The sequence below is a fragment of the Pseudomonas sp. NPDC098747 genome (assembly GCF_044760045.1).
Lineage (GTDB): Bacteria > Pseudomonadota > Gammaproteobacteria > Pseudomonadales > Pseudomonadaceae > Aquipseudomonas.
Window position 1 is genome coordinate 92416 of record NZ_JBIWAL010000018.1, and the last position, 9358, is coordinate 101773.

Consider the following 9358-nt stretch of genomic DNA (forward strand, 5'->3'; position numbering starts at 1 on the left):
ATCGGACCCTCGAAGGTCGACATGCCGTAGAACGCCAGCGATACCACGAGGAAGCGCAGGATCGGGTCGGTGCGCAGCTTATGCCAGGCGCCCGAGAGGGTCATCATGCCGTTGATCATGCCGCCCCAGCTCGGAGCCAGCAGAATAATCGACATCGCCATGCCCAAAGATTGTGCCCAATCCGGCAGAGCGGTGTAGTGCAAGTGGTGCGGGCCGGCCCAGATGTACAGGGTGATCAGTGCCCAGAAGTGCACGATCGACAGGCGATAGGAGTAAATCGGACGTTCGGCCTGTTTCGGCACGAAGTAATACATCATCCCCAGGAAGCCAGTGGTCAGGAAGAAACCCACGGCGTTGTGGCCGTACCACCACTGGATCATCGCGTCGGTCGCGCCCGAGTACGCGGAGTAGGACTTGAACAGATTCACCGGCAGGGAGGCGTGGTTGACGATGTGCAGCATCGCGGTCACGACGATGAACGCGCCGTAGAACCAGTTACCGACATAGATGTGCTTGGTTTTGCGCTTGGTGATGGTGCCGAAGAACACCAGACCGTAGGTGACCCAGACAATGGCCAGCAAAATGGCGATAGGCAATTCCAGTTCCTCGTATTCCTTGGTGGTGGTGTAACACAGCGGCAAGGTAATGATCGCGCCGACGATCACCGCTTGCCAGCCCCAGAAGGTGAAGGCAGCGAGGCTGTCGGAAATCAGTCGCGTCTGGCAGGTTCGCTGCACGACATAGTAGGAAGTGGCGAAGAGTGCACAGCCACCGAAGGCAAAAATCACCAGGTTTGTGTGCAACGGGCGCAGGCGTCCAAAGCTCGTCCACGGCAGACCGAAGTTCAATTCCGGCCAGACCAGTTGCGAGGCGATGAAAACACCGAGCCCCATGCCAAGGATCCCCCAGACCACCGTCATGATGGCGAACTGGCGGACTACCTTATAGTTATAAGCAGTCGGACTGATTGCTGTGCTCATTCTAAGGTTCCACGGTTTGGGTATTTTATTAGGATGTAATTCGGCCGCAAGTATGGGGAAAGCAGGGGGTCATTGCAACGCGCCATGACCTGGGTCAATGCTTTCCAACGCTGATTCTGCGGCCTTTCCATGCGCCGCGTAAGGACAAAATCGCCCTCGGACAAAATGTCGCAGCGGATGAAAAAAGCGAGGGGTTCAGGTCGCTTGTAACGAGGTGTGTTCAAACGGTCCGTTCGGCTGACGGACGGCAATCGGCACGACAGCCGGTATCTACCGGCGTTTGCGGGCAAATCAGTCAGCCAATTCGCGGAACACAGCGGTTAGGGTCGACCTGGAACCGGCACGGGCCAGTCCGCATCGAGCAAGCGTAGACCCGAATCAGGGGAACCGAAAGGCGAGGGTGTGAAGGGTGCGACAATGCGTCGCAAAGGGGCAGGAAACTGCCGCACTGTAATCAGTGCGGCAGAGTTGTACGCAATACTTACTTTTTATTGTCTTCAGTAATCAGTTTTTCTGTGCTCAATCCATGGCTCAAGCTGTACACATAGGCAGCAAGCAATTGCACCTTGTCGTTGCCCAGCAGTTCGTTTTGCGCGGGCATATGGCCCTGACGACCGTGGCGAATGGTCTGTTCAAGCTGAGTGAGGCTGGTGCCATAGATAAACCCGGCCGGGTGCGTCAGATTCGGCGCGCCCATGGCTTCAGTGCCCTTGCCGGTTGCCCCGTGGCATGCCACGCAAGTGGTGCTGAAGGCTTGCTGTCCGGCTTGCAGATCAGCCTTGCTGTCGGCAGGCAGCGGCAGACCGGCCAGTTCGTGACGCACGTACGCCGCCACGTTTTTCACCCCTGCTTCACCCAACACTTCGCCCCAGGCCGGCATCGCTGCCACCCGGCCCGCCATGATGGTGGTCTTGATGGTGTCGGCATCGCCACCCCAGCGCCAGTCGCTGTCGGCGAGATTAGGGAAGCCGAACGCGCCCTTGGCGTCAGAGCCGTGGCACACCGAGCAGTTGGAAGCGAATAGACGGCCGCCCATTTTCAGCGCCTGCGGATCCTTCGCCACTTCCTCCACCGGCATGGCGGCGAACTTGGCGAAGATCGGCCCGAATTTGGCGTCGGCCTTGTTCATCTCCTTTTCCCACTCGTGCACGCCGGTCCAGCCGTCCTCGTAACCCGGCAGGATGCCTTTCCAGTTGCCCAGACCCGGATAAAGGATCAGGTAGCCCACGGAAAACACCAGCGTGCCGGCGAACAGCATGAACCACCACTGCGGCAGCGGGTTGTCGTACTCCTCGATGCCGTCAAAGCTGTGGCCCATGGTCTGGTCGACGCTGCCCTTGGTCTCGCCCCGGCGGGTGCCGATCAGCAGCCACGTCAGGCCGATCAGGCTGCCGATGGTCAGTACGCAGATCCACGTACTCCAGAAGGTGGTCATGGCCGGGTACTCCTTGTTTCAGATGCTGGGGTAGTGTCGGGTTGCGGTTCGTCGGCGAACGGCAGCAAGCGTGCTTCGGCGAACTCCGGATTGCGCTTGCCGTTGAACACCCACAGGGTCAGGCCGACGAAGGCGACAAACACCACGACGGTGCCTAAACCACGAATCAGGCCTGCACTCATTTCAATGACCATGGCTCACCTCTTGCTCTTGATTGCAGTGCCGAGCACTTGCAGGTAGGCGATGAGCGCGTCCATTTCGGTCTTGTCCTTGAGGCTGGCCACCGCGCCGCTGATGTCGTCGTCGGTGTACGGCACGCCGAGGGTGCGCATGGTCTTGAGCTTGGTTTCGGTGTGGCTGCTGTCGACCGCTTGCGTGACCAGCCATGGGTAGGCGGGCATTTTCGATTCCGGTACGACGTTGCGCGGGTTGTACAAATGCGCGCGGTGCCAGTCATCCGAGTAACGCGCGCCGACCCTTGCCAGATCCGGCCCGGTACGTTTCGAACCCCACAGGAACGGGTGATCCCACACGCTTTCACCGGCCACCGAGTAGTGCCCGTAGCGCTCGGTTTCAGCGCGGAACGGTCGGATCATCTGTGAATGGCACTGGACGCAGCCTTCGCGGATGTAGATGTCGCGGCCTTCCAGTTGCAGTGCGGTGTAGGGCTTCATGCCTTCCACCGGTTTGTTGGTGACGTCCTGGAAGAACAGCGGGACGATCTGCGTCAGGCCGCCGATGCTCACGGCAAACACCATCAACAGCATCAACAGGCCGACGTTCTTTTCAATCGTTTCGTGTTTCATGGCGGACTCCTCAGGCCATCTGCGCGGCAGCGGCGACGTCAGCAGGCTGCGAGGCCAGCACGGTGCGCCAGGTGTTGTAAGCCATCAGGAACATGCCGCTGAGGAAGATCGCCCCGCCCACCAGTCGCACGACGAAGCCAGGGTGGCTGGCCACCAGGGTTTCGACGAAGGAGTAGGTCAGCGTGCCGTCCTCGTTGACTGCGCGCCACATCAGGCCCTGGGCGATGCCGTTGACCCACATCGACGCGATGTAGAGCACGGTGCCGATGGTGGCGAGCCAGAAGTGCGCGTTGATCAGGCCGACGCTGTGCATCTGCGCTTTGCCGAAGATTTTCGGGATCATGTGGTACAGCGCGCCGATGGAAATCATCGCTACCCAACCGAGGGCGCCGGCGTGAACGTGGCCGATGGTCCAGTCGGTGTAGTGGGAGAGGGCGTTGACGGTCTTGATCGCCATCATCGGACCTTCAAACGTCGACATGCCGTAGAACGCCAGCGACACCACCAGGAAGCGCAGGATCGGATCGCTGCGCAACTTATGCCAGGCGCCCGAGAGGGTCATCATGCCGTTGATCATGCCGCCCCAGCTTGGCGCGAGCAGCACCAGGGACATCACCATGCCCAGCGACTGTGCCCAGTCCGGCAGCGCGGTGTAGTGCAAGTGGTGCGGGCCGGCCCAGATGTACAGGGTGATCAGGGCCCAGAAGTGCACGATCGACAGGCGATACGAATACAAAAAAACTACATACTAAAAACTGAAAAGAAGAGCACGATATAAAGGCGATACGAATACACCGGACGCTCGGCCTGTTTCGGCACGAAGTAGTACATCATCCCGAGGAAACCGGCAGTGAGGAAAAAGCCTACCGCGTTGTGGCCGTACCACCATTGCACCATCGCGTCGGTGGCGCCGGAGTACAGCGAGTAGGACTTGGTAAAACTGACCGGAATTTCCAGATTGTTGACGATGTGCAGAATCGCCACGGTGATGATGAACGCACCGAAGAACCAGTTGCCGACATAAATGTGTTTGGTCTTGCGCTGCATGATCGTGCCGAAGAACACGACCGCGTAGGCGACCCAGACAATGGTGATCAGGATGTCGATCGGCCATTCCAGTTCTGCGTATTCCTTGGAGCTGGTGTAACCCAGTGGCAGGCTGATCGCCGCCAACAGGATCACCAGTTGCCAGCCCCAAAAGCAGAATGCGGCAATCTTTGGCGCAAACAATCGGGTTTGGCAGGTGCGTTGTACCGAGTAGAACGAACTGGCGAACAGCGCGCAGCCACCGAACGCGAAGATCACCGCGTTGGTGTGCAGCGGGCGCAGACGGCCGAAACTGGTCCAGGGTAAATCGAAGTTGAGCTCGGGCCAGACCAATTGGGCCGCGAGAAAAACCCCGAGCCCCATGCCGACGATGCCCCACACCACCGTCATAATGGCGAATTGGCGGACCACCTTGTAGTTGTAGGCGGTACTGATAGAAGTGTTCATGGTTCCCCATCCACGGTTCAGCCGAAGTGACCGCGCGCAAAAAACGCCGCGAATCCTTCGCCTGGAGTTATAGGCAGACTAAAAGCGAGGCAAGCATGAACAAACAGCACAAGGCCAGTATTGACGGGGATCAATGGGCGCAGTGCGTGCGTGATCATGGATGGCTGTGGAATGCCGCCAGTGGCGAGGCTTCGGCGACTTTGATCCTCGCGCATGGGGCGGGGGCGCCGATGGACAGTGACTGGATGACGGATATGGCTGGACGCCTTGCTGCGCTTGGGGTCAACGTGTTGCGCTTTGAGTTTCCGTATATGGCGCAGCGACGGGTGGATGGTATTAAACGTCCGCCGAATCCTGCCGCTAAATTGCAGGAATGTTGGCGTGAGGTGTATGGCTTGGTGCGACGTCATGTCACTGGGGTTTTGGCGATGGGTGGGAAGTCGATGGGCGGGCGGATGGCTAGTTTATTGGCCGACGAATTGGGTGCTGATGCGCTGGTCTGTCTGGGTTATCCGTTTTATGCGGTGGGGAAGCCGGAGAAGCCTCGGGTTGAGCATTTGGCTGGGTTGAAGACGCGGACGTTGATTGTGCAGGGGGAGCGGGATGCGTTGGGGAATCGCTTGGCTGTCGAGGGGTATTCGTTATCGCCGGGTATTGAGGTGTTTTGGCTGGTGGCGGGGGATCATGATTTGAAGCCGTTGAAGGTTTCGGGGTTTACGCATTCGGATCATTTGGCCAGTGCCGCGCAGAAGGTCGCCGGGTTTCTCAGCAACTGACCGAGCTGGGCTGAGATTTTGAACTGCATGAAGATCTGCTCCCTTTCCCCTCGCCCCCATGGGGGAGAGGGCTGGGGTGAGGGGGATGGATATCAGATACGACACAGTTTTTCGTTTTGGGTACATATCCGTTGCTGCGGTAACGGCCACTTAGGGTTTCGCCCTGACGGCGACTCACTTTTTTTACAAACGCCTAAAAAAAGTAAGCAAAAAAACGCTTGCTCCTACGTGTGGCCCGCTCGCTAAGGCTCGGGGTTCCTTCGCTCCGGGATCCATCCGGGGGCATCGCCTCCGGTTGGCTTCGCTGCACCTCCTCTCGATGTGTTCGACTTCGTCGAACGGTCGCTGCGCTCCCACCCCCGGATGAATCCCTCCACTCAGCCTTCCGACGTCGCCCGTGGATCAAGATCAAGAGCAGCAGCCGAGCTAACGCTCATCCTGTTGAGTGGTGGAGAGCGTGTGTTCGGCTTGTTGATTTGTAGTGGATTTTCCCCTCACCCCAGCCCTCTCCCGAGGGAGAGGGAGCCGATTTTGGTGCTTTTCAAAACTTGAGTTCGACTCGGTATTGCACTGATTTGTGTGCTTTTCAAAACTTGAGTTCGGCTTGGTATTGCACTGATTTGTGTGCTTTTCAAAACTTGAGTTCGACTCGGTGTTGCACTGATTTTGGTGCTTTTCAAAACTTGAGCTCGACTGGTATTGCACTGATTTTTGCGCTTTTCAAAACTTGAGTTCAACCCGGTATTACACGTCGGCGTACCTCTCCCAAACACCTCGGTCAGTCCCCTCTCCCTCTGGGAGAGGGCTAGGGTGAGGGTGTAATTTCACTGACCCAATAAAAAACTGAAAGCCCTCACCGTCCAGCGTTTCTCGTGCTTAAACGTAATCCCGTGATCACGTTTAAACCACACAAAGCGTTACGCCATAAAGGCTACAACACCTTGCGCCGTTACCTACGCGTACGCCAGAATCCGCCGGCTTACACGGCTATGAGGCGGGTTGTATTGTTTCCCTGTCACTGAAAAACAGTGATCGGGTTTGGTAGCCCGCTTCGGTACCGCCGTATGGCGCCACCTTATTTAGTCTCTTTTTTGCGGCTGAGTTTTATATGGTGGACATGCGTGGGGCTCATTCGTGAGCGCCGGGTTTCCGTATCGACCGGTCTACCAACCCGCGCATGGCCGCCACCCATCGTTTGGTAGCGAGGGTGATGGCTCTTATTCATTTCGATACGAGACTTCATCCATGTTCAAAATCACCCCAAACCCACCACACACCGATCCAATCCCCCACGACCCCGCGCTTGACCCACAAAAGGTTAAAGAAGCAACCGACCGCGCCCTCGACTACTACCTCCGACCCGAAGCACTAGGCGCTCCGCCAAGCTCGCCAAAATTCCGCCCCGTCTATCTCGTCGACCCCACACTGGACGACAAAACCCTGCTAGTCGAAGCGTGCGAATCGCTGTCTTACGCCCATGCCATGGCCGGTAACATCGCCAACTCAATAGGCGGCCCGGAGCGCAAACCGCTGCTGGCGCTGCAACAGGTCATCATGCTGAACGAGCTGTTGGTCAATCGACTGCTGGATAAGCTGAAGTTGCCTGAGTAGTCGCCAGTTCCACCGATGTAAATTTCAGTGGGGCAATAAAAGGCCCGGACGCTTTCGCTGTCCGGGCTTTCGGAATCAAAAGATCGCATGTTGGCTTTCTTGACTGCTCACCGAACTCAAAAGTCGTCCAGATCGGGAAAGATAATTTTGCCTACCGTCCAAGGTTCAACAATGTCGCAATGCACGGTGCGCAAAAAAGATCCCCATTCGCTTCGGTTATGGGCATCCGGGCAAATGATTGTCAGTAGCAGGTACTCATCCCGAAAGGCGTCATAGGCATAGATCAGCCAAAAGTCGTTGGCAGCAGCATCAACCAATGCGGTGCGGTAATACTGACGACTGATTTTTGCCCATCGAGCTTGCAGCACCTGTGTACTGGCAAGGTGGATATGGTGCATGTCGCTCAGATCGAGTCGTTCATCCCGTCCGAAAATCGCCGGTAATTCATTGCATACCTTGTAGTTGTAAAAATGGGCGGCGAAGTTTTTCCAGTTACTGATTCGTTCAAAAAGTGCAGAAATCTTGATGGCTGGCATAGGCCTACTTTGTAATAGGTAGCCTGCCAGTGATCACAAATTTATCGAACACTTTCTGTCCATCACGCGCGGCTTGCCGAACATCGAGGAACGTCAGTTCTTCACGAACTTCCTTTTTGTTGGGTTTGTCGGTCTTTCTGGTGGTGGCCATCGGAGCCTCCGAAGGATGTGTATTCATGCTGACCAGCTTATGTGAATAAGTTTTGACCGGCAAACAGTAGAACCAGACGCCGAGGTGAACAAGTCGGCGGGTTCTGGCTTGTTTGTAGGCATCGGCGCATGAATCTGTAGTCCTCAAAATTTTCGGGATTGCGAGCGGTCAGGCACCGTCAATTTCAGACAGGCAATAAAAAACCCGGAAGCTCTCGCCATCCGGGTTTTTTTGTCATCACCACATCAATCAGCGGTTAAACCGCTCCACCAACGAGTACTGAGTATTAGCAGTCTTGGTCAGCTCTTCACTCAGCAACGCCGAGTTGTGCGCCTGTTCCGAGGTCTGGTCCGCCAGGTCCGAAATATTGCTGATGTTGCGGCTGATCTCTTCAGCCACAGCACTTTGCTCTTCGGTCGCGGCGGCGATCTGCGTGGTCATGTCGGTGATGTTGGCTACCGCTTCGCTGATGCCCACCAGCGCCTGATCCGCTTCCAGTACCCGCGCAACACCTTCTTCTGCCTGACGATGCCCGGCTTCCATGGTTTGCACAGCGCTCGAAGCCGTCTGCTGCAACTTGGCGATCAGGGCATGAATCTGCCCGGTGGATTCGCTGGTGCGTTGCGCCAGTTGGCGAACTTCATCAGCCACCACGGCAAACCCGCGACCCATCTCGCCGGCACGGGCCGCTTCGATGGCGGCGTTGAGCGCGAGGAGGTTGGTTTGGTCGGCGATGCCTTTGATCACATCGACCACGCCGCCAATTTCGTCGCTGTCTTTTGCCAGTTGGGTGACGGTCAGACCGGTTTCACCCACAACAACCGACAAGCGCTGAATCGCTTCGCGGGTTTCGCCGGCGATGTCGCGCCCGCGACCGGTCAGGCGATTGGCTTCCTGCGTGGCGTCGGCGGTGCGTTGTACGTGGCTGGCCACTTCCTGGGTTGTCGCGGCCATCTGGTTGACGGCGGTGGCGACCTGTTCGGTTTCCACGCGCTGACGTTCCAGGCCGGTCGAGCTGCTGTGCGCCAGCGCGTCGGACTGTTTGGCCTGATCGGTCAGGTGTTCGGCGGTGTCCTGCAGACGGGTCAGGCAGGTTTTCAGACGGGCTTCCTGGCTGAGGATCGACATTTCCAGACGCGCCTGCGCGCCACGGCTGTCGGTGTACATCTGCGCGATCAACGGGTCGGACGTGGTTTGCCCGGCCAGACGCAACAGGCGCTTGAGTCCGCGTTGCTGCCATTGCAGGCCCATCAGGCCCAATGGCACGGACAGACCCGCCGCCAAAGCAAAGCCCCATTGCGAGTTCAACGTCGCGCCGATCATGAAGCTCAGCTGGCTGACCAGAATGAACGGCAGCCAGTCTTGCAGGATCGGTAGCCATTTATCGCTTGAAGGAATCGCCGACTTGCCCTGGTTGATGCGTTGGTAGAGCGCTTCGGCACGGCGGATCTGTTCGGCGGTGGGTTTGATCCGCACCGACTCGTAACCGACCACCTGATTGCCGTCGAACACCGGCGTCACATAGGCGTTAACCCAGTAATGATCACCGGTCTTGCAGCGATTCTTGAC

General features: G+C 57.5%; 9 protein-coding genes and 1 pseudogene. 2 read left to right on the forward strand and 8 right to left on the reverse strand.

Going from position 1 to position 9358, the window contains the following annotated elements:
* From ACIQVE_RS13720 to ACIQVE_RS13740, 5 genes and pseudogenes are all read right to left on the reverse strand, one after another.
* On the reverse strand, positions 1–980 hold a 980-nt coding region (locus ACIQVE_RS13720), incomplete at its 3' end, for a cbb3-type cytochrome c oxidase subunit I (protein WP_402809001.1).
* Positions 981–1461: 481 nt separating this feature from the next.
* The gene (gene ccoP, locus ACIQVE_RS13725; protein ID WP_402809004.1) at positions 1462–2415 is read right to left on the reverse strand and encodes a cytochrome-c oxidase, cbb3-type subunit III; all 954 of its coding nucleotides are present in this window, start codon (positions 2413–2415) and stop codon (positions 1462–1464) included.
* A complete protein-coding gene (locus ACIQVE_RS13730; RefSeq protein WP_402809006.1) occupies positions 2412–2609 on the reverse strand; it encodes a cbb3-type cytochrome oxidase subunit 3 in 198 nt (65 codons plus the stop codon). The genes ccoP and ACIQVE_RS13730 overlap by 4 nt, the downstream gene beginning before the upstream one ends.
* 3 nt (positions 2610–2612) lie before the next feature.
* The gene (ccoO, locus tag ACIQVE_RS13735) at positions 2613–3221 is read right to left on the reverse strand and encodes a cytochrome-c oxidase, cbb3-type subunit II (RefSeq protein ID WP_150616712.1); all 609 of its coding nucleotides are present in this window, start codon (positions 3219–3221) and stop codon (positions 2613–2615) included.
* A gap of 10 nt (positions 3222–3231) precedes the next feature.
* Positions 3232–4715: pseudogene (locus ACIQVE_RS13740) on the reverse strand (cbb3-type cytochrome c oxidase subunit I).
* A gap of 95 nt (positions 4716–4810) precedes the next feature.
* Between ACIQVE_RS13740 and ACIQVE_RS13745 the strand changes: the two are divergent.
* Both ACIQVE_RS13745 and ACIQVE_RS13750 read left to right on the forward strand, forming a co-directional pair.
* Positions 4811–5491, forward strand: a complete 681-nt coding sequence (locus ACIQVE_RS13745) for an alpha/beta family hydrolase (protein ID WP_402809009.1) — start codon at positions 4811–4813, stop codon at positions 5489–5491.
* Positions 5492–6736: 1245 nt separating this feature from the next.
* Complete coding sequence (locus ACIQVE_RS13750; RefSeq protein WP_402809010.1) at positions 6737–7102, forward strand: DUF6124 family protein; 366 nt, start codon at positions 6737–6739, stop codon at positions 7100–7102.
* A 116-nt stretch (positions 7103–7218) separates the two neighbouring features.
* Here the strand turns inward: ACIQVE_RS13750 and ACIQVE_RS13755 are convergent, their stop codons facing one another.
* The 3 genes from ACIQVE_RS13755 to ACIQVE_RS13765 form a co-directional block, all read right to left on the reverse strand.
* Positions 7219–7638 carry a type II toxin-antitoxin system YafO family toxin gene (locus ACIQVE_RS13755; protein ID WP_402809012.1) on the reverse strand — a complete coding sequence of 140 codons (420 nt, stop codon included), beginning with the start codon at positions 7636–7638 and terminating at the stop codon, positions 7219–7221.
* A gap of 4 nt (positions 7639–7642) precedes the next feature.
* Entirely contained in the window at positions 7643–7789 is a 147-nt protein-coding gene (locus tag ACIQVE_RS13760) for a hypothetical protein (protein ID WP_402809015.1), read from the reverse strand.
* Between the two features lie 249 nt (positions 7790–8038).
* On the reverse strand, positions 8039–9358 hold a 1320-nt coding region (locus tag ACIQVE_RS13765), incomplete at its 5' end, for a methyl-accepting chemotaxis protein (RefSeq protein ID WP_402809017.1).